Source organism: Vibrio nigripulchritudo, from assembly GCF_027924785.1.
GTDB lineage: Bacteria > Pseudomonadota > Gammaproteobacteria > Enterobacterales > Vibrionaceae > Vibrio > Vibrio nigripulchritudo.
This window is the reverse complement of record NZ_AP027049.1, coordinates 604912-627151: the sequence shown is the minus strand read 5'-3', so window position 1 is coordinate 627151 and position 22240 is coordinate 604912. Positions and strand designations below refer to the sequence as shown.

Here is a 22240-nt window from a genome sequence, read left to right as displayed (position 1 = left end):
GTGGAAATGGGCTTATCTCTGAGCCACATGAATAAATTAGCATATGCAAATATAATCAGTATCAATTATTCATTTTTTTGCGACTCACATATTTTTTAGTGTTTCAAAATTTATCAGGATTACATTTTTATAAATATAAAGGGTTAGATCCTTGTTCGAGATTTTTATTTGAACTTCGATAGGTTGTGGTTAATTGTCATACATCCGACTCTGAATCGAAGCGAAACTGTCACTTATCGGTCATAGGATAATCACGAACGAAAATTGGATTCGAGGTTCGTATGACAATGGGTAGCCCTTTCAAGATCCCAAGAAAAACACCATTCGGAATTGGTGAAACTGTTGCGGAATGGGCAACAGGATTGTCCCAACTGGACAAGTTTTACGCGCAGAGACCAGTTGGTAGCGATACAGCAAACTTTTTACGCTTTACGTTGGAAACATTGGGTATCGATTACCATCTGGCGCATGGAAAGCTTGAAAGTGTGCCCAAAGCAGGGCCGACAGTAGTGGTTGCCAATCACCCCTTAGGATGTGTGGAGGGTGTGATCCTCGCTGAACTGCTTCTGATGATTCGACCAGATGTTCAGATTCTTGCCAATCAGTACCTCAAAACCGTACCAGAACTCGATAAGCTCTTTATCGGTGTCGATGTTTTTGAAACCAGCCAGGCGCACAAAGCCAATCTCAAAGCTCTTCGACAGGCGCACCGGCACCTTGCAGAAGGTGGGCTATTATTGGTATTCCCAGCAGGAGAAGTCTCTCGAATTGAAGGAAAACGCGCAAAGGCGCAGCTTCAGGACAAAGAATGGAGTCGCTCCGTCAGCTCACTTATTAAGAAAAACAAAGCCACAGCGGTTCCATGTTTTATTGACGGTCAGAACTCTCGTCGTTTCTATATGGCGGGAAAAATCCATCCACTACTGCGAACACTGATGCTTGGGCGAGAACTTCTCAACAAGCGAGCCAGCAAAATTGGCATTCGAATCGGCGAGCCAATCAAATACAAAGAAGTACATTCGCTGTGTGATTCGCAATTGATTAATTATTTACGCCTCAATACCTATTTACTTAAACCCTCCGAGAAAAAGTCTTCCCACTCTCCCATTTCTGGTGAGCATTTTATTCCCGTAGCGAAACGCCTCCCTCTGGAAGAGTTGATGGAAGATCTGAATGGTCTTCCTCCAGAAGCGCTTATGCTGGAAAGTAACCAATTCTCGGTGTACTGCTGTAAAGCAGAGGCAATTCCTACCTTTCTTCATGAAATTGGGCGAGTTCGAGAAGAGAATTTCCGTGATGTAGGGGAAGGGACAGGTCAGGCATTGGATCTCGATAAATTCGATCAGGAATACCTGCATCTTTTTATTTGGGATAACGATAATCAGTGTTTGGTCGGCGCATACCGACTAGGTGTGGTCGATAAGCTACTGGAGAAAAAAGGTCTCAACGCTTTGTATTCCCGGACGCTGTTTAAGTATAAGCGCAACTTTATCCAGAAAATGAGCCAAGAGAGCAAGTGCATTGAAATGGGACGCTCAGTTATTGCCAAGGACTACCAACGCAGTATGAGCGCGCTCTTGTTACTTTGGAAAGGGATTGCTGAATACATTCACCGCAACCCAGAATACACCCACTTGTTTGGTCCGGTCAGCATTAGCAACGATTACAGTGAGCAGGCGAGGCAATTACTCGCAGATACTATGACTCTTCATCACTACGATGGTGAACGCTCACACTATGTAAAAGCCACTAACCCACTTCGCAACGACGCTAAACCATGGAATCCAACCCTGCTGGCATCGCTTGGAGATCTTCAACTCTTGTCTCGCGTTATTGCACGGATTGACGATGGTAAAACCGTTCCCGTTTTGCTGAGACAATACCTTGGTCTTAACGGCAAACTGGTGAGCTTTAACGTCGACCCCGCCTTCAACAATGCTTTGGATGGCTTAATTGTCGTTGATCTACGTGATGTACCCGTGAAAACACTGGCAAGGTACATGAGTGTAGATAACGCAGAACAATACCTGAAACTGCACCAATGTGAGTTTTAATAACACCTCATATCTTATGAGGCTCTCCTGTGAGCCTCGTAAAAAATTCTTTACAAACCTTATAAAAAACCAAGTATGTCATTTGAGTTACATTTATTGTTCGACGGATTTTGAGTTGATAGCATCCAAATAGTTTCTGCCACAAATATGAATATGGATGTATATAAATGGCATTATCACCTCAAGATCAACAGACACTTCAAGCCTTCTTTGAATTCTGCAAAACTCATCAGTACGACAATATCGGTTACCCAACAGCCGCCGATTTCAATTACCAGGAATTAGAAAAATTCTGGCAATTTTCTTTCAATAACTGCGGTGACTGGGCAGAAACATCAAACTACCGGCTCAATACCTTTCAGTTTGAAAAAGAAGTCATGGCGTATTTTGCTGATAAGTTCAACATTCCTTTTTCAGAATCTTGGGGATACGTAACCAATGGTGGAACAGAAGGCAACATGTACAGTTGCTATCTGGCCCGTGAACTTTTTCCAAACGGAATCCTATATTTCTCAGAAGACACTCATTACTCGGTCGCCAAAATTGTACGCTTACTGAGAATTGAGCACCGCGTGGTCAAAAGCCTGCCAAATGGTGAAATGGATTATGACGACTTACAACAACACATTGAGTCGAATGGACGAGCCAACCCCATTGTTTTTGCCAATATCGGAACCACGCTTTACGGCGCAATAGATGACCTTGGAAAGATCAAAGAAGTGCTAGGTAATGCCGGTTTCAGGCGTGAGGAATATTACCTGCACGCCGATGCGGCTTTCCACGGAATGATCCTTCCCTTTGTTGATGCCCCTCAGCAGTTTTCATTTTCTGACGACATCGACTCTATCTCGGTCTCCGGGCACAAAATGATTGGGGCACCGATTCCGTGTGGCATCGTGTTAACGAAAAAGACTTACGTAGACAACATCAGTGTAGCCGTGGACTACATTGCAGCCATCGACAAAACCATAACGGGCTCTCGCAATGGTCTTACTCCTCTAATGATGTGGCACGCTATTAAGAGCAGTACCGAGCAAGAAAAAGAACTCCGAGTAAAACGCTGTCTGCGTCTGGCAGAGTACGCAGTCGAAAAGCTCAAATCGAAAGGTGTACCCGCCTGGCTCAACCCAAATTCCGTTATTGTGGTTTTTCCTACCCCGACAGAAGCGGTGTGGAGAAAGTACGGTCTGGCGAATTCTGCCAAACATGCCCACCTTATTATCACAGGTCATATGATCGAGAATACGGCTCTACTAGACCAACTGATTGATGACGTTGCCGAAGACAGAAATGAGATGGTTGTTAATTACAACGAGATTTGAAACTGGTTTGATATTTAGAAAAAGGGAAGCATTAGGCTTCTCTTTTATATAAAACCATGAGCATACAAATGATATCATCCTAAAACTTATTATATTCAAGTAGTTAAGGGATTAGAGTGAATAAAGGAATCTTGACGGTATCTTTCTCAAGTATAGTGTTACTCGGCTGTGGGGGTGGTAGCGATTCCTCTCACCAGCCTACTGCACGAAGCAGCTGTGGAGAAATTCACCTAAAGAGAGGTTACAGCGAAACCGTCTCTTCCAGCTCATTTTGGAGTACAACGGCACTTAGATCCGGCATTTATACCGAAATCTACCCAGAAGTAACCCTTGGTTCTGTGGATACCACATTGACCTCTACTGACTCAAAATGTAAGCAAACGCTGGATGCTTATACTGGATTTACTGTTCACACATGGGAAGGCACTACTCAGGGCGACTTAGCCACTGGCGGGCAGTTTTACTTCAGACCTTACCTGCGTGTTCAATATGACCACCCTAATATAGGGTCCTATCAAAAATGGTTCGACGACGCTTCGCCAACTCAATCCACGGCAAGTATAAAGAAAGTAGAGCTTTATTCGGTGGCTGCCGTAGGTTATGGCGTTAGCTATCAGGAATTTAAGCCAAACAGTAACTCTGCAATGCATTTGGTAGAATTGCCTTTGACATGTTCCACGCCTTTGCCAAACACACTATCTATTACAACAACTGAAAAACCAGTAAACGATATTCTTGCCGCAAATATTGATACCCAATTCTGTAGCGATCCATATAACATCACGACAATTAATGGACCTGATGTCGCAAGACAATGTTTATCAGCCGCTCCAACCTCAGAGAAATCCCCGGTTAACTGCACATTTACTAATGCAAAAGTGGGTGTGCCAGATAATAAAGGGAATTACTTTCCTGCCTACATCTCAGGCAGTGTAACGAGAGCACAAAATCAAGACTTCGTTTTTCAAATCAACAAAGTGGAATACTGAGTTTTATCGGAAGAAATAGCTCAGCTAGCTGGTTAGCTGAGCCTAATGAAGAATCAATCAATATTGTTGCTCAGCAATTCACGGTTCTTCAGTGGGTTCTTCATCGGGAAGATCTACTGGTCGAATGAAAAAATGGTGCCTTTTGTTATATTTGATCATAAGACTCAATAGAAACATGAATGGCAGCATCACGAACACTCGCGGAAATATAAAAATCAGAACCCCAAAGAAAATTGTCAGGGTCTCTCCGACGACAAGTACTCTATTTACTGGCTTAGAGCAGACCTCAGAACCTTGCAAAAATTTAAATTTAGCTTGAAGAAATATTCCTTTGTGAAGTTGGATATCCAATTCACCGGCAGTAGGGTTGGTATTTCTGACTCGTATGGTGTACCAGTTTCCATCAATAAAATAGACCGTCCGATGGATCTCAGAGAAGCTCACTTTATACTCATCGATCTTCTCATCATTGAGTAATACCTCCATTTTTCCTTTCAAGCTAAGACGCATTTCCACATTCTGCTCATCAAATTGAAAGCTCCATTTATGGTTACCCAACATAAATTTAGGTTTCATCTTGTAAAAGATTTCGGCGTTTTTTATTGAACGTATATCTTCCGGTACTTCTTTCTCGTCATGAACGGAAATGAAGAAATTGGCATCCAACCCTTCTTGCGTAAGGTGCTCGGCAAGCGATACTCTCAGGTACTCAAAATAGCTTTTCGAGTCACGCAGAAAAACGTTTTGCTTAGTTTGGATCATGACAAGCGGGGTGAGCTCCTGGCAAATCATCGACATTTTTATCTCACCTGGAGTCGTTCGCTCTGAATTAGGATGGTTCTCGTGCATTGGCAATGTATTTTCTTTGTCCATCCATTCATAGACCACTGCACCAAAATCATCAAAACTAATCCTGGTGGAAGAAGGCACCGGAATACCAATAGTGAACCCGGTATAGTCGCAATCGCCTTCTACAGTTTCGTCCTCTAGGTTGCCAAGATAATCTGCCCGCAAGTTAAACGCACTGGTGTAAAAATCCCAAGAAATTGGAACTTGAATATCAAAGGCTTCAAGAAGTCCAGTGCCGTGTTTATCTGCGTATTTCAATCCAGCTAGCAACCCACTGGCTTCTTCCAGTGCCAAGCTATCTTGCAATTCACCTTCCGTCAGTAGTTTCAGTAAAGGCTCGACGTTTTCTTTGCGGATATAAACACCAGAGCGATAGTTGAGATCGTCAGAATCCCCACAATGCCTGGCATTCGGAAAGCACAATGAGAAGCGATCAAACAAGGCTAGCAGTTCTCTGGAAAAACGACGATTATTGATCACAATATTCATCAGAGACTGCCCCCTCTCATAATAATAAGGGCGTAGGTAAGCCAGAATACAGCAAGCAGCAAAACCAAAGTGATTGTCAAAAGGTTGCTCTTCATCCTGAGAAAACAGGTTTATGTATATGTTCTCGCGAAGAAAATTTCTATCTTCTCTCGATTGAGTGAGTAACTGAATCCTGTGATCCAGAAGATCTGGATCTTGTGCAATCTCACCGACATAGAAATCGATATCCTGCTTTGTCACTGGTATATACGCTGTATCTAACCCCAAAAGAGTTCTCCTTACGTAAGGTTTCTACATTGGCTGAGTTTTATCTTCAACACGAACAAGAGTGCTAACCTATAAATCTATCAAGCACCTAAACGCTGGGAATACTTTACCCAAAGAAAAGTGACACTCGTATCACTTTTACATTCCGTATAACATCTTGCTGTTATTACTATTTTTAGAGAGTTATTCCAATTCTTTAGTGCGCTTTCCATTTATCTCCTTTTGGCATACCACTGACTGTAAGAATCGGTCACAAGAGGCATTCGATACTGATTTCTGGTCTTCCACGTTTGCCTTTAAGCTGTTCAAAAACCATGGAACAGGATGAATAACAATGACAATAAAACGTTGCTTTTCTATAGCTATGTTAGCGCTGACAGCCATAGCGGTATCGCCAGGTGTGAGTGCATCAGAGAAAGTTTACCGACTGAAACTCGCAGAAACCTGGGGACCGAACACCCCTATTCTTGGCGACGCGACAAAAAACATGGCAAAGCTTGCCAAAGAAATGTCGAACGGGCGACTGGAGATCCGAATTGATTCCGCCAATAAGCACAAAGCGCCGCTGGGCATATTTGATATGGTCAAATCGGGTCAGTACGATCTGGGGCATTCCAGCTCCTATTACTGGAAAGGAAAAGTCCCCAACACGCTGTACTTCTCCTCAATGCCATTTGGCATGATGTCGACAGAACAATACGCGTGGTTTTATCGTGGTGGTGGTATGGAATTGATGCAGCGGGTATATGCTCCTCATAACATGCTCTCCTTCCCCGGCGGTAATTCCGATATTCAGATGGGCGGATGGTTCAAAAAAGAAATTAGCTCTGTTGAAGATTTAAAAGGTTTAAAAATTCGTATTCCAGGATTTGCCGGAGAAGTGATGGCAAAAATCGGAGCCAAGCCAACCAACATCGCACCAGGCGAGCTTTATACTTCTCTTGAGCGAGGCACTATCGATGCACTTGAATGGGTCGGACCTGCTTTTGACTTACGAATGGGATTCCAAAAAATTGCCCCCTATTACTACTCTGCGTGGCATGAACCGGGCAGTGAAACTCAGTTCTTGGTGAACAAAAGAGTTTGGGAGAAGTTACCTAAAGACTTACAAGTGATCTTGGAAACCGCATTTCGAGTAACGGCGTTTGATATGTATAACCAAGCACTGGATGCGAACGCCAATAGCTGGGCAACCATGAAAAGCGAATTTCCAGACATCAAAGTTCGGGATTTCCCACCTTCTGTTCTAGCAGCCATGCGCCAAGCCACTGATGAGCTATTACAGGAGCAAGCCAGCAACGATGCGTTAGCCAAAGAGATCATTCAGTCTCAGGCAAACTATCTTAAGAAGATCCGAGGCTGGACAGACATTTCTCTCAAAGCTTACTTAAATTACGAATAACACTACATACTCAAGCAGCCTAAAGATGCTTACGCATTAAGGAGCAACACCCGTTGCTCCTTTTCTAATTTCTATTATCAACAAAAACTATAAACTGATTATCATTTCATCTAGATTATCTTGATTTTCATTGATTGCTACTATTTCACCTATCGGAAGCTAAACGGGTGAGTATCAAGATGAACGAAGCAAAAACAAAGCACGAATTTCCTCCCATCAACCAGGCATACAACTCTGTTTTTAAAGCAGGAAAGCTCAGCATCGGTCTGGTTGCACCGTTAGAATCCTACCCAGTAGGAAATGAACCTTCTTTGACTGATCATATCTCCCGAATTCAACTCGCTGAACAACTGGGGTTTTCTGCTATCTGGCTACGGGATGTGCCTTTCAATGTGCCAGCGTTTGGCGATGCGGGGCAAATACACGATCCGTTTGTGTATCTGGGGATGCTGGCAGGGAAAACAAGCAGCATCGCACTTGGGGTAGCCAGCATTATTCTTCCGCTTCGCCACCCAGCGCATGTCGCCAAAGCGGCAGCCAGCATTGATTCGCTGTCTGAAGGCCGACTTCTTCTTGGTATAGCCTCTGGTGACCGTCCAGAAGAGTACCCTGCTCTCAATATGAGCTACCCAGGCAGAGGCGCACGTTTTCGAGAAAGCTTTGAATACATCCGTGAAATGGCAACAACAAACCCTCGGTTCTCCAATCAGCACGGAGAATTGACTGGTGCCATCGATATGCTTCCAAAACCTGCGGGGCACCATTTACCTATGCTGGTTACCGGAGCGAGCCAGCAAGATCCAGACTGGCTGGCTCAAAATGGAGACGGATGGATGACTTACCCCAGAAATATTTCTGTTCAGGCTAAGATAGTGAAGGAATGGCGGGAACGCATTTTCGCTCTTGGAGGAAGTAATAAGCCAGCCATGCAGTCGTTATATATCGACCTGGTTGATGATCCAGATAAGGAGCCAGAACCGATCCATTTAGGTTTCCGCTCTGGGATTCATTACTTACGTTCTTACCTGAGATCTCTGGAAGAAATCGGAATAAATCATGTGGCGTTAAACTTACGCTTCAATCAAGCCAGTATTCCAGAGACTTTAGAGCGCATTTCAGCGGAATTACTGCCCGAATTTCAGGCATAAATGACCAGGGATTATTTGAGCAGCTTGTCGCTACCCCGCTTTACGCGTTACCACGAACCGAGAGGTGATAAATATGCTAGGTGAAGATCACAGTTTGATCGTCGATTTTCCTGAACTGGAAACCGAGATTCAGAAACTCATGCAGTCTGATACAGAGTTTGCGCAAGAAAACAAAAAATACACACAGCTGGATAAAGAAATACGGAGCCTTGAACTGCGTAACGCCCCGATCGATGACGACGAAATGCATCGCATGAAAAGCGAACGCGCTTTTCTCAAAGACGCGCTCTACAAAAAATTGACCAGCAGCTAACTGACCTGAACTCAGACAAAAAAAGAGCCATCTTAAATAAGATGGCTCTGAAGTTCAGAACGCCAGGTCATTCAACCGTTACAGATTTCGCCAGATTACGTGGCTGATCGACGTCGGTACCTTTGATCAATGCAACGTGGTAAGACAATAATTGCATTGGCACTGTGTAGAAAATCGGGGCAATGACTTCATCGACATGTGGCATGGTGACAATTTTCAGCCCGTCACTCTCTTCAAAGCCTGCTTCTGCATCTGCAAAGACATACAATTGACCTCCACGCGCGCGCACTTCTTCAATGTTGGATTTTACTTTTTCAAGCAAGTCATTACTTGGTGCCACAACGATAACCGGCATTTCAGCATCGATTAACGCCAATGGACCATGCTTCAATTCACCCGCAGCGTATGCTTCTGCATGGATGTATGAGATCTCTTTTAGCTTCAGTGCTGCTTCAACCGCAATCGGGAAGAATTCACCTCGACCTAAGAACAGAGAATGATGTTTGTCAGCAAAGTCTTCCGCCAGCGACTCAATCACAGCATTACTGGTGAGCGCGTTTTCTAGCTGAACTGGCAGCTCATTCAACGATTTCACAATGCTGTTTTCTTTCGCCACATCAATGGTGCCTTTTTGCTTACCCAATGCCGTCACAAACATCAGTAACGACGCTAACTGAGTGGTAAAGGCTTTGGTAGATGCAACCCCAACTTCTGCCCCTGCACGGGTCATAAAGGCGAAATCTGATTCACGAACCAGAGACGACCCTGGTACGTTACAGATCGTCATTGCCGCCATGTAACCTTTTTCTTTTGCGAGGCGCAGCGCTGCAAGAGTATCTGCCGTTTCACCTGACTGGGAAATCGTAATCAGCAGGCTGTTTGGTCGGGTCACAAACGGGCGATAGCGGAATTCTGAGGCGATTTCTACGTCACAACTGACTTTCGCCAGAGACTCACACCAGTATTTCGCGACCATACCCGCATTGAAAGAAGTACCACAAGCCACAATTTGAACGTGCTCGACCTGCCCAAACATTTCCGCACTGTTCGCGCCAAAAGACTCAAGCAAAATGGAATTACTGGTTACTCGACCTTCCAGTGTGTCTTTCAGCACAACTGGCTGCTCGTACACTTCCTTTTGCATGTAGTGTCGATACTGACCTTTGTCTGCGGCGTCTTGCTCAACCGTCGACTCTTTTGCTTCTCTTTCAACAGGTTCACCGTCTACATCAAAGATATTCACTTCGCGACGAGTGATTTCCGCCACATCACCTTCTTCTAAAAAGATAAAGCGACGCGTAACATTGAGAAGCGCCAACTGATCCGATGCCAGAAAGTTCTCGCCAACCCCGAGCCCAATCACCAACGGGCTACCAGAGCGTGCCACGATAAGTTTCTCTGGCTGCTCTCGATCAGCAACCACCATACCGTAAGCCCCTTCTAGCTGACTTACCACAGACTGAACAGCTTTGAGCAGAGAATCAGAATTTTTCAGTTCAAGATCCACCAGATGCGCGATCACTTCTGTGTCTGTTTGTGAACAGAACTGATAACCTTCATTCTGAAGTCTTTCACGTAATACCTGATGGTTTTCGATGATGCCATTGTGAACAACAGCGATGCGATCCTCTGACATATGCGGGTGTGCATTTGCTTCTGATGGTTCGCCATGAGTTGCCCATCGAGTATGTGCAAGCCCTGTTCCACCGGAAAAAGTAGGTAAATCGATGCTGTCTGTTAGGTTTTGAACCTTACCGACTTTACGCACCCGTTGAATATTAGACTGACCATCGATAACAGCAATCCCTGCGGAATCGTAGCCCCGATACTCCAGCCTTTGTAATCCCTGTAACAAAATTTCAGCAACGTCACGCTGCGCAACTGCGCCTACGATTCCACACATAAAAACTCCAATTTTATTAGTAATATTTTGGGGTCTATCGACCTAGCAAGCGGTTTAGCTAACCTGAATGACTTTGACGCCGTGAGATTCAATGACAGCAACAGATTCAGGATCAACCTGACTGTCTGTTACTAACACATCCACCTCTTTCCAAGGTAGCTCAAGATTCGGTATTTTTCGTCCAATTTTGTCAGATTCGACCATCACTATGACTTCACGAGAGACGTCTGCCATCACTTTGCTTAAACCAAGTAATTCATTGAAACTTGTAGTACCTCGCTCAAGATCGATACCATCAGCACCAATAAATAGCTGATCAAAGTCGTACGCTCTCAATACAGACTCAGCAACCTGTCCCTGAAACGACTCTGAATGTGTATCCCAGGTGCCACCAGTCATCAATAAAGTGGGTTCGTTTTCCAGCTCATTTAATGCATTCGCCACATTCAAAGAGTTGGTCATGACCACCAGACCTTTTTTCTCATTTAGCTGCTGAATTAATGCTCCAGTGGTACTTCCACTATCAACGACGATACGGTTGTGATCGCGTATCAATTTCGCTGCAGCTTGCGCTAACTTAACCTTTCGAACTGAAACTTTAGTATGAAAGTCGTCATGAAGTGTTTCCTTTGGCAAGGCGACAGCTCCACCATATCGGCGCAATAACAGTCCGCCTTGTTCTAGAGTGGCAAGATCTTTTCTAATCGTTACTTCGGAGGTTTCAAACTGATGGGAGAGTTCTTCAACACTGACTTCGCCACACTCTTCTACGAGTTTAGAAATTGCGTGTCTTCTCAGTTGCGTGTTTCGCTTTGACATTTCGAATCGACATTTTAAATTTCGGTTTGAAAGAAATATAATCGATTCGAAACATATCTGTCTATTTTTTTCACAGCAAAAAATAAATTAATTTGCATCAAAACCTTGTTCTAAGACAATCCAGAGTCGTGATATTGATGAAATTCGGTGGTAGAATCCGCACCCTAAAAGAAAAAAAATTACAGAAATTCACGTTATTTTTTTGCAACCGATTTCAGTTAGGCTGATTTAAATAAGCAAAAATTTACTTACATCAATATCGTTTAGGTAGCTACACACTAAACTAGTTGAAAGATTTTGCGATACCAGAGGACGTTGACGTCTAAAGTCAGTGAAAATCACAACTTTCAAAAATGTTGTCATTTTCTTTCTTATGAGCGTTTCCTGTGGTTCACCCGAATTAAAATTGCAACTATACGTACCGGAGAGTATTTTCCATGAAAAAGACCAAAATCGTTTGTACGATTGGCCCTAAAACTGAACCAGTAGAGAAGCTACGCGAACTAGTAGATGCAGGCATGAATGTAATGCGTCTGAACTTCTCTCACGGTGACTTCGAAGAACACGGCAACCGTATTGCTAACTTCCGCCAGGTAATGAAAGACACTGGTAAGCAGCTTGCTATTCTTCTTGACACCAAAGGTCCTGAAATTCGTACTATCAAACTAGAGAACGGCGATGACGTTGATCTAGTAGCTGGTCAAGAATTCACTTTCACAACAGACGCAACTGTTGTTGGTAATAAAGACAAAGTAGCAGTAACGTACCTAGGTTTCGCAAACGACCTAACCGCTGGCAACACAATTCTGGTTGACGACGGTCTGATCGAGATGGAAGTAGTAGCAACTACTGAAACTGAAGTTAAGTGTAAAGTGCTAAACAATGGCGCACTTGGCGAAAACAAAGGTGTTAACCTTCCTGGCGTATCTGTGAAGCTTCCTGCGCTTTCAGAAAAAGATAAAGCTGACCTTAAGTTTGGTTGTGAGCAAGGCGTAGACTTTGTTGCAGCTTCTTTCATCCGTAAAGCAGAAGACGTTCGTGAAATCCGTGAACTTCTAAACGCAAACGGCGGCGAACACATCCACATCATCTCTAAGATCGAAAACCAAGAAGGTGTAGATAACTTCGACGAGATCCTAGAGCTTTCTGACGGCATCATGGTTGCTCGTGGTGACCTTGGTGTAGAAATCCCAGCAGAAGAAGTTATCTTCGCTCAGAAAATGATGATCGAGAAGTGTAACCGTGCTCGTAAGATGGTTATCACAGCAACTCAGATGCTTGATTCTATGATCAAGAACCCACGTCCAACTCGCGCAGAAGCGGGTGATGTTGCAAACGCAATCATGGACGGCACCGATGCAGTAATGCTTTCTGGTGAAACAGCGAAAGGTAAGTACCCTGTTGAAGCGGTAACTATCATGGCTCAAATCGCGAACCGCACTGATGCTGCACTAGAAGCAGAGCTAGGTTCTCGTCTGGACAGCCCTCGCCTACGTATCACTGAAGCAGTATGTAAAGGTGCGGTAGACACAGCTGAAAAACTGGCTGCACCACTTATCGTTGTTGCAACTGAAGGCGGTAAATCTGCTCGTTCAGTACGTAAGTACTTCCCAACAGCAAACATTCTTGCTCTTACTACTAACACTAAGACAGCAGCACAGCTTGTTCTTACTAAAGGTGTAACGCCAGTTGTGGTTGACTCGATCAACAGCACTGATGACTTCTATGTGAACGGTAAAGAACTGGCACTTGAGTCTGGCCTTGGTAAGAAAGGTGACATCGTGGTTATGGTTTCTGGTGCACTGGTTGCATCTGGTACAACCAACACGGCATCTGTACACGTTCTGTAAGATCAATTAGTTAACATATAATAAAAAGAGGGCGTCAGCCCTCTTTTTTTATGAAACTAGCTTGCTCCATTAATCCGCATGGCGTATTATTCAGCATACTGAACTGTATGTGGTTAAAAGTGAGACACAAATAAATGTGAGCTCAAAGGGAAAAGCCGACTACAATAATTATGCAATTGAAGTACTAATGGGGATATCGTGTCTAGTCCTACTCTTACTGACAAAGTGTCAAAAATGATTCGCCAAGATATCTTGAATGGCGATCTGAAGCCTGGCCAGAAATTGGTCGTAGCAGAACTCAAAGAAAAATATGCAGTGGGGGCGTCTCCAATTCGTGAGGCATTGGTTCAGCTTTCTTGGAAAAAGTATGTTCGACTTGAACCTCAGAAAGGTTGTTGGGTTTCTTCAGTGACACACAGCGAGCTGTCTGACTTATTCGAGAGTTTGAAAATCGCCGCATCACATCTATTGAAGAAAGCCATTCAGCAAGGTGACGAAAATTGGGAACTGGAAGTGCTTTCTGCTTTCCATAAATTATCTCGCATTCAACATACTGAAGACGCATTCGATAATTCAGAATGGGAAGAGCGCCACCAACGCTTCCATACTGCGCTTTTAGAAGGATCTGACGCTCATACTATGTATGGTTTTTTCCTTGAGCTGGATAACCAAGTTAAACGTTACCGTTACCTCGCATTGAACTCAGATTCATTCGATACAAAGACATTCATCAATGTGGATGAGCACGAAAGTCTAATGAAACTGGTGTTAGCGAAAAACGAAGATCAGGCACTTCAAGTGCTTGAGAAACACTTGGATAATACTCAGCGCAAGATAGAATCTATTTTGCCAGAAGAAGAGTAATATTTAGCGAGCTGTATAAACAAAAACGCTGAGCTTGGCTCAGCGTTTTTTTATTGGTTAAGCAACGTCATCATCACTCATGCACACCGATACCTGATTTCGCCCCTGAGTTTTCGACTCATACAAAGCAATGTCTGCACATTTATACGAGCGTTTTGTGTCATTGCAGATATCTGTAATTCCCGCACTGACAGTGACCCGATTTGATGCTTCTAGCTCGATGGCAATTCTCAGGCGATTCAATAGAATCTCAGCTTGCTCAACCTGCGTATTCGGTAGGATTATCGCAAATTCTTCACCACCAATTCGCGCCAGAAAATCCGTCTCTCGCAATTGCCCTTCCAACGTTGTCGCCACCGCGCAAATGACTCTATCGCCTTCATCATGACCAAACTCATCATTGATTCGCTTAAAGTGGTCTATATCGAGTAGCGCCAGGCAGGCATTAGAAGAATAACGATCCACCAGTCGAGTCTGCATGAATAGCTCCTGATCGAACTTACGGCGGTTCCAGCAACCAGTTAAAGCATCTCGTTCACTCAGTTGCCTTAACTGCTGCTCCAGACGCTTTCTTTCCGTAATATCAAACAGGGAAAGAATGAAGTACTTGGAGCGGGCTGTTTCGGAGTCAATGGACTGAATCCTTGTCAGGCTGACAAACTGATCGCCACTGGATTTCGCATTGATCAGCTCTCCCTCCCAGACACCATCGTCTTTAAGCCCTTCTGCAATCTCAAGTACCTTGTCGTTACTGTGTTTACCGCACAAAAGCTTCAACGCATTTCGACCAACAACTTCGTCATTATCAAACCCGGATAAACTTTCAAACTCGCGGTTCACCTGAATGATCCGATGACGTTTGTCTGCGATGATCACGGCAGACATACCGTGTAGCGCCGCAATAGCAAGCTTGCTTTCCAAGTTTCGTTTTTTGTACAGGTAAATGAAATAAGCAGTTGGAATGGCAAATAAAAATATCCAGACCAAGACGTACGTAAACTGACGAAGTAAGCTTGAAGCCTGAATGGCAATGCCTTCATTCAACTCCGCTTCACTGATCTCTATCAGCAGCTTTACGTTTCCGTCTTTGAAAAACTCTACCTGATAGAACACCAACAGATTTCCGTCATCCAGAACATAACCACGCTGTTGCTCTTTAATTTGCTGCCAGGCTTCTGGATGTGTGTTGGACAGGTTAAATTTCTGCCTCTCGGGCAAAAGGAAGCCAAATAATTTTTCTCTGTCTTTGCTGACTAGGTAATCCCCTTCTTTGGTGACTACTTCAGGCATCAGTTGTGAATTGGGTGAATACTCAATCACCGACATCAAAAACCAGACATCCAGAACAAAAACCAGATACCCCTGACGCTCGCCGCCCGAATAAATCGGCGTGACGATTTCCAGTACCGGGCTAAAGTGTGTTTCACCTGCCACATCATTGGGTTTGATGGTTAATCCATAAGAAGCGATTTCATTGGCGATTAAGTTGTTTGCGAATTCAAACAGTTGGCTGTCTTGATGGCTCAGTAAATGATGGCGAGCCAAAGCGGTTCCTGCTTGGAAGGAATAATCTACGGCAACCGATTCTTTGCCCTTCAAATCCATGAAATAGATGGTTTTGAACCATTGTTGACTGGACGCTATCGACATCCACAACTCTTCCACCAGTACACGGTTGGACTGTATGGGCTTGTCGACGTAATCATACAAAAATCGATTTCCACGGAGCAGCTCCATTGTGGCTCTCAGTTGAATTTCGATTTCACTTAACTCACGCTCTGAAAACGCCATTTGGTGCTGTGACTGAGCGATGATTTGTTCAATGTGTCGGTCGACGAGTTGGCTGTGGCGCTTGTGGTACATCAGCGCGGCACCAGTAGAAAGCACGAGGCAGGTGAGAGCAATATAAAAGATCAGGTTTTTTACTTTCACTGATGGCCTCTGTGTATGGGGTCTGATGACCTTAAATATCAATTACATTCGCAAACTTAAGTATAATTATAAGGCAGCATATACCCAAATATCATAAGGTTAATGAGAATCCTGTTAACAATTACTAATATATCAAAAAAGCCACTTCTCAATAGAAGTGGCTTAATCTCAAAGATACAATTGGTTACGCTTTTAGGGCGTGTTTTCCTCGGGCAATGCCCACCACTCCACTTCTCGCAACCTCGATGACTTCTGTCACCTCTTCAAGTGCGCTAATGAACGCGTCGAGTTTTTCACTGGTTCCCGCCATCTGCACTGTGTATTGAGAAGCGGTCACATCGACTATTTGACCACGGAAGATGTCAGCTGTGCGCTTCACTTCTGCACGAGCAAATCCATCCGCTTTCACTTTAATCAGCATCAGCTCGCGTTCAACGTGCTCTAACTCTGTCACTTCTTGCACTTTCAGAACATCAATCAGCTTGTGCAGTTGTTTTTGAATTTGCTCCAACTGCATTTCACTGGATGTCGTGGTGATGTTTAAACGTGAAAGCGTTTCATCATCGGTTGGAGATACGGTCAAAGACTCGATGTTGTATCCGCGTTGAGAGAACAGACCAACAACACGTGACAATGCACCCGGCTGGTTTTCCAGCAGCAATGAAATAATGTGTCTCATATTAAGTTCTCTCCGTTTTGCTTAGCCACATCTTGTCCATACCCTCGCCTTTGATTTGCATAGGGTAAACGTGTTCGGTTTCATCGACATTGATGTCAACGAATACCAAGCGATCTTTCATATCCAATGCTTTTTGTAAGCCCGACTCTAGTTCATCAGGAGTGGAGATACGAATACCGACGTGACCATAAGCTTCCGCAATTGCTGCAAAATCAGGGACAGAGCTCATGTATGAGTTAGAATGACGACCTTGGTAAATAATGTCTTGCCATTGTTTTACCATGCCTAGGAATCGGTTGTTCAGGTTGATGATTTTAACCGGAATATCGTATTGCAACGCCGTGGACAGTTCCTGAATATTCATCTGGATACTGCCATCACCAGTAACAACGACAACTTCTTCATCTGGCATCGCAAACTTCACGCCCATTCCAGCAGGCAAACCAAAGCCCATCGTCCCCAACCCACCAGAGTTGATCCAACGGCGAGGCTTGTTGAACGGGTAGTAAAGCGCGGCAAACATCTGGTGCTGACCGACATCCGAAGCCACGTAAGCATCACCATTCGTTAGCTTGTGAAGCGTTTCAATCACTTGCTGCGGCTTAATGCATTCTGGTGACGTTTCATACGCCAGACACTTTCTGTCCTGCCAGACTTTGATTTCTTCCCACCATTCATTAAGCGCCGCTTCATCGTTGCTGCCACCATGCTCATCCAGTAGTTTCACCATGGTTGCCAGCACCTTTTCTGCCGAGCCAACGATGGGAAGATCTACTTTAACGTTTTTAGAGATCGAAGAAGGATCGATATCAATGTGCATTACTTTGGCATTTGGGCAGTACTTTTCCAGGTTGTTGGTTGTACGATCATCAAATCGTACCCCCACACCAAAAATAAGATCCGCATTGTGCATTGCCATGTTGGCTTCATACTGACCATGCATGCCAAGCATTCCTAGGGCATTTTTATGGGTTCCCGGAAACGCACCAAGCCCCATAAGAGTACTGACCACAGGAAGGTTTAATGCTTCGGTCAGTTTAAAGATATGCTCATGCGCTTCAGAAATCACAGCGCCACCGCCAATGTACAACACAGGCTTTTTCGCTTCTAACAAGGATTTCAGCGCTTTCTTGATTTGTCCCTTGTGACCGGAGGTCGTTGGCTTGTATGAGCGCATGCCAATCGTTTCAGGGTAGCTGTAAGGAAGCTTGATCTGCGGATTCATCACATCTTTAGGCAAATCAATCACTACGGGACCGGGTCGACCTGTGGTCGCGATATAGAAAGCTTTTTTGATGGTTTCGGGTATGTCTTCCGCTTTTTTTACCAGAAAGCTGTGCTTAACGATCGGACGAGATACCCCAACAATGTCACACTCCTGGAACGCATCATTACCAATCAGGTTATTGGGTACGTTTCCAGAAATAACAATCATTGGAATTGAGTCCATGTATGCCGTTGCAATACCAGTCACTGTATTGGTGGCACCTGGACCTGAACATACCAGTACTACACCGGGCTTACCTGTGGCGCGGGCATAACCGTCTGCCATATGGGTGGCCGCTTGCTCGTGGCGTACTAATACGTGTTTGATTTGGTCGGTTTTTGCGTGGAGTGCATCGTAGATATCCAAAACGGAACCGCCTGGATAACCGAAAATTTGTTCTACCTGCTCTTCAATCAGAGATTGCACAACCATCTCTGCGCCGGACAACATTGCCATATTTTCTCCTTACCAGTATCAGTAGAATAAGGTCAATTCTCTGCTCTGGTGTCACATAGTCTAGGGCTTATTTTTAGCCTATTCGAAATACTTCCAATTCTTCATCTATGTACTCTTTGCCAGTCATAACTAACAAAAAGGTTACATTCGAACTTTACAACTGATTGAAGCGGGCTGTCTAATGAGGCATACACCCCATTTTTGCCAATATGTTATATCGACCCCATTTATCAGTTTACCGAACGGCAAGACCCACATAGAACAGCAGGTTTATCTAGCCTAAAAACCAAATTCGAACGAAAATTTTTTACAGATGTAACATTTTATGTTTCTCGTGACTGAGATGTGTAAACGGGAAAATCAAAAAAGCCTGCAATTTTGCAGGCTATTTTTGATAGAAAAGGTAGGTAGTATTACTTTTTATTGGATATTTCAGTGTACATTTCTTCGATTTCGTCCTGATATCGGTCGTTAATGACCTTTCGACGAAGTTTCTGTGTTGGGGTCAATTCCCCAGAGTCCATAGAAAAAGCCTGTGGAAGCAGAGTAAATTTTTTCACCTGTTCAAATTTAGCTAGCTCTTTTTGCAATCCTTCAAGTCGGCTCTCAAACATTTCGACCACTTGTGAATGTTTGATGAGGTCCATTCGATCGTGATACTTAATATTCAGCTCTTTAGCGTGCTCTTCAAGAGCATCGAAGCATGGGACAATCAATGCAGATACAAACTTACGCGTATCTGCAATGACCGCAATTTGTTCGATGAAATGATCTTTGCCAATGGCGCCTTCAATCATTTGAGGGGCAATGTATTTACCACCCGAGGTTTTCATCAACTCTTTGATTCTATCGGTAATAAACAGGTTACCTTGGTCATCAAACTTGCCGGCGTCTCCTGTTTTCAGAAAACCGTGCTCATCGAACGTTTTCGCCGTCTCTTCCGGTAGCTTGTAGTACCCCTTCATCACCATAGGACCACGAACCAGAATTTCGTTATTCTCACCTATTTTTACCTGTGCCCCAGGCATTGATGTGCCGATAGAATCCGGATTGAACGTTCCGTCATCCCAGCATGAAATGGTCGCTGTAGTTTCTGTCATACCGTAACCCAGCTTTACATTGATGCCGATAGCGTGGAAAAAGCGACCAATGGTTTCGTCCAGCTTTGCTCCGCCACATGGCATGAAGTTTATTCGACCACCAAGCAATGCGCGTAGCTTGCTCAATACCAGCTTGTCTGCCAGCTTATGGCTACGCTGAAGCATGAATGAAGGCTTGGAATTCGTGCGCTTACACTCTGCCATCTTCGCCCCCATATTCACCGCCCAAGTGAATAGAATCTTGCGAACAAATGGCGCTTTCGAGACTTTTTCGTGAATGGCAGAGAAAATCTTTTCGTAGAACCTAGGAACCGCACACATGACTGTCGGGCGAATGTCTCCCAGAGCTTCGCGCACCTGCATTGTGTCTTTCAGGTAGCAGTTGGTTGCACCCTTGTAGAGTACGTAGAAAGTCCATGCACGCTCGAAAACATGTGAGAGGGGAAGAAAACACAGTGAAACATCTTGGTTGGTCAGCCCCAAACGGCGATCGTGCCCTTCTAGCTGAGAAGCAATATTGGCGTAAGTCAGCATGACTCCTTTGGGTTGACCTGTGGTTCCAGAGGTATAAATCAGGGTGAGAAGATCATCCAGTTCCACTTCTTCGAGGCGTTTACCTAATTCGTCGGTTGGAGATGTAGCAGCCAATTCAGTAAAAGATGCCCAGCTCAAGCTTCGCTCGCCTTCTTCCAGAACGATATCGTCGGTCATCGCGACCACCAGCTCCAGTTTCGGACATTCATGGAACACAGACATCGCAGCGTCGTACTGCTCCTGCTCACCTACAAACAGAACTTTTATGTCTGCATTATCGATGATGTAAGCTGCCTGAGCTGCTGTATTGGTTGGGTAAATGGGCACAGTTACACCGCGTAACTGAAGGGTCGCGATGTCTGCAATAGTCCATTCAGGCATGTTATTGGAATAGATGCCTACTTTGTCCTGAACATCGATCCCACGTGAGAGTAACGCAAGTGATACTGCATCAACCTGTTCACCAAACGATTTCCAACTGATGCTTTCCCAGACATCCGAGACTTTGTGTTTGAGAGCGGTTTTGGCTCCGCCTTGAGCTATGCGCTCACGAATACACTTAACAATGTGTAAGTCTTTATTGAACATGTCTTTTACCTCTGACAGCGCCTCTGCTTCCATATCAGGCTCGGATGAATGGCATGTCCATTTGCCATCTTGTCGACTGTACTGAACTCAGTTCGACGGTGCATGTTTCCCTTGGTTTACAGAACTTCATTTGGGGATACACATGTAAGCTGAATAAGCCGCACAAGTGTACAAGCACGACAGGAAAAGGCAACTGATGCGGCGCAAGCTTTACTACATTTAATTGTAAAAACTATTAATAAAGATAAGAGGAGTGAAAAGAGTTGAGCTGAAAGAAAAAGCGCCGGGCTGAGCCGACGCTATAAAGTAAGTTAGTTCGCGGCAACCGCTTCACCACAAATCATCATGAGTTGGTCACGCATCCAGATGTGTGCTTTATCTTTCTCACTGGATTCATGCCAGCTTAGGTAGCCAGAAATGTGCTTGTTCGCAACGGGCAGATCCAGGATTTTAACGTTCGACAGGTTAACCCCGTTCTCAACCAACCACCTTGGTGCAATCGAAATCAATTCAGACTGGCTGACTACATACAGAATATTGCTGAGACTGGTGCCCTGATAGGCAGAGCGACAGTCTAAGTCTTTATATGCCTGTTCTGAAAAACAGCGGACACCATTCACTTTTGATAGCGTGGCATGCATTTCTGCCTGTAGCTCTTCAATCGTTATACTCTCTCCAATGCGAGGGTGAGAAGAAGATGCAACAACCACCAGCTCATCGCTAAAGATTTCTGTGCTGGCGTAACCCGTCTCTTCAAATTTCTCATAGTTAATCACAAAGTCGACTTCCTGGAAGCGCATTTTTTCTGCCAGTCCCGCATCGACATCTGACTCCATTTGCAGTTGGATGCCTGGTGCCTGTTGGGCAATGCTGCTCATGATTGCCGGAGCAAAACGCACATCGCAAGGGCTACTTATTGCCAAACGGAACAAGCGTGAAGAAGTAGAAGGGTTGAATACCGAGCCCGGTAATTCATTGCGAATCAGTTGAAGAGCCTGTCGGACAGGACCAAACAATTGACGAGCGCGCTGAGTTGGCTGAATACCACGCCCATGTCGCATGAACAGCTCATCATCGAACATGTTTTTTAAACGTGCCACCGCATTACTTACTGCTGGCTGCGACATACCTAAGTTGTGTGCTGCTCGTGTAATATTTTGTTCCTGCATGACTGCATCAAAAACGGTTAATAAATTCAGATCCACACCGCGTAATGTCGATTCCATTCGATAACCTGCAACAGCTTGAATCGCTTCATTCCTATTCGACATTGGGTCGCCTCTTACTTCTCAATAATGATTAAAAATAGGCATCAGCCTCGGTTAATCGAAAGCATTTACTGCACTAATGCTTGCGCTTTGTTTGAGAATATCTCGAAATACCATGCACACGACAAGTGGTTTAATATTAAATTA

Annotated in this window: 16 protein-coding genes; 8 read left to right on the top strand and 8 right to left on the bottom strand. The window is 44.4% G+C overall.

Annotated features, from left to right (window positions below; translation table 11 throughout):
• Positions 1-281: 281 nt before the first annotated feature.
• The 3 genes from QMG91_RS03095 to QMG91_RS03085 all read left to right on the top strand — a co-directional run bounded on the left by QMG91_RS03095 (position 282) and on the right by QMG91_RS03085 (position 4365).
• A complete protein-coding gene (locus QMG91_RS03095) occupies positions 282-2054 on the top strand; it encodes a lysophospholipid acyltransferase family protein (RefSeq protein ID WP_281828788.1) in 1773 nt (590 codons plus the stop codon).
• 167 nt (positions 2055-2221) lie between these two features.
• A complete protein-coding gene (locus QMG91_RS03090; RefSeq protein WP_200766677.1) occupies positions 2222-3376 on the top strand; it encodes a histidine decarboxylase in 1155 nt (384 codons plus the stop codon).
• A 116-nt stretch (positions 3377-3492) separates the two neighbouring features.
• A complete protein-coding gene (locus QMG91_RS03085) occupies positions 3493-4365 on the top strand; it encodes a hypothetical protein (protein ID WP_281828786.1) in 873 nt (290 codons plus the stop codon).
• 78 nt (positions 4366-4443) lie between these two features.
• On the opposite strand, the gene QMG91_RS03080 is transcribed toward QMG91_RS03085, so the two are convergent.
• Positions 4444-5703: a hypothetical protein gene (locus QMG91_RS03080; protein ID WP_281828784.1), complete on the bottom strand. Its 1260-nt coding sequence runs from the start codon at positions 5701-5703 to the stop codon at positions 4444-4446.
• A 631-nt stretch (positions 5704-6334) separates the two neighbouring features.
• Between QMG91_RS03080 and QMG91_RS03075 the strand changes: the two genes are divergently transcribed.
• The 3 genes from QMG91_RS03075 (at position 6335) to QMG91_RS03065 (ending at position 8833) form a co-directional block, all read left to right on the top strand.
• Positions 6335-7372: a TRAP transporter substrate-binding protein gene (locus tag QMG91_RS03075; protein WP_281830430.1), complete on the top strand. Its 1038-nt coding sequence runs from the start codon at positions 6335-6337 to the stop codon at positions 7370-7372.
• Between the two features lie 179 nt (positions 7373-7551).
• Positions 7552-8520, top strand: coding sequence for an LLM class oxidoreductase (locus QMG91_RS03070; RefSeq protein ID WP_281828782.1), 969 nt, complete (start codon positions 7552-7554; stop codon positions 8518-8520).
• A 73-nt stretch (positions 8521-8593) separates the two neighbouring features.
• Positions 8594-8833 (top strand): YdcH family protein, encoded by a 240-nt coding sequence (locus QMG91_RS03065; protein ID WP_004401820.1) that lies wholly within the window; start codon positions 8594-8596, stop codon positions 8831-8833.
• A gap of 67 nt (positions 8834-8900) precedes the next feature.
• Here QMG91_RS03065 and glmS read toward each other — a convergent pair whose 3' ends face one another.
• Both glmS and QMG91_RS03055 read right to left on the bottom strand, forming a co-directional pair.
• Entirely contained in the window at positions 8901-10736 is a 1836-nt protein-coding gene (gene glmS / locus QMG91_RS03060; RefSeq protein ID WP_281870164.1) for a glutamine--fructose-6-phosphate transaminase (isomerizing), read from the bottom strand.
• A 54-nt stretch (positions 10737-10790) separates the two neighbouring features.
• The gene (locus QMG91_RS03055; protein WP_022551517.1) at positions 10791-11555 is read right to left on the bottom strand and encodes a DeoR/GlpR family DNA-binding transcription regulator; all 765 of its coding nucleotides are present in this window, start codon (positions 11553-11555) and stop codon (positions 10791-10793) included.
• Between the two features lie 437 nt (positions 11556-11992).
• On the opposite strand from QMG91_RS03055, the gene pykF reads away from it, so the two are divergent.
• Both pykF and QMG91_RS03045 read left to right on the top strand, forming a co-directional pair.
• Positions 11993-13405, top strand: coding sequence for a pyruvate kinase PykF (gene pykF, locus QMG91_RS03050; RefSeq protein ID WP_004401817.1), 1413 nt, complete (start codon positions 11993-11995; stop codon positions 13403-13405).
• 198 nt (positions 13406-13603) lie between these two features.
• Complete coding sequence (locus QMG91_RS03045; RefSeq protein ID WP_080563996.1) at positions 13604-14269, top strand: GntR family transcriptional regulator; 666 nt, start codon at positions 13604-13606, stop codon at positions 14267-14269.
• Positions 14270-14326: 57 nt separating this feature from the next.
• Here the strand turns inward: QMG91_RS03045 and QMG91_RS03040 are convergent, their stop codons facing one another.
• From QMG91_RS03040 to leuO, 5 genes are all read right to left on the bottom strand, one after another.
• Positions 14327-16201 carry a sensor domain-containing diguanylate cyclase gene (locus QMG91_RS03040; protein ID WP_281828776.1) on the bottom strand — a complete coding sequence of 625 codons (1875 nt, stop codon included), beginning with the start codon at positions 16199-16201 and terminating at the stop codon, positions 14327-14329.
• 184 nt (positions 16202-16385) lie between these two features.
• Complete coding sequence (gene ilvN / locus QMG91_RS03035) at positions 16386-16880, bottom strand: acetolactate synthase small subunit (protein ID WP_004401813.1); 495 nt, start codon at positions 16878-16880, stop codon at positions 16386-16388.
• 1 nt (position 16881) lies between these two features.
• Positions 16882-18603, bottom strand: a complete 1722-nt coding sequence (locus QMG91_RS03030; RefSeq protein ID WP_022589608.1) for an acetolactate synthase 3 large subunit — start codon at positions 18601-18603, stop codon at positions 16882-16884.
• A gap of 413 nt (positions 18604-19016) precedes the next feature.
• Positions 19017-20825, bottom strand: a complete 1809-nt coding sequence (locus QMG91_RS03025; protein WP_281830429.1) for an AMP-dependent synthetase/ligase — start codon at positions 20823-20825, stop codon at positions 19017-19019.
• Positions 20826-21136: 311 nt separating this feature from the next.
• Entirely contained in the window at positions 21137-22096 is a 960-nt protein-coding gene (leuO, locus tag QMG91_RS03020) for a transcriptional regulator LeuO (protein ID WP_281828774.1), read from the bottom strand.
• Between the last annotated feature and the right edge of the window lie 144 nt (positions 22097-22240).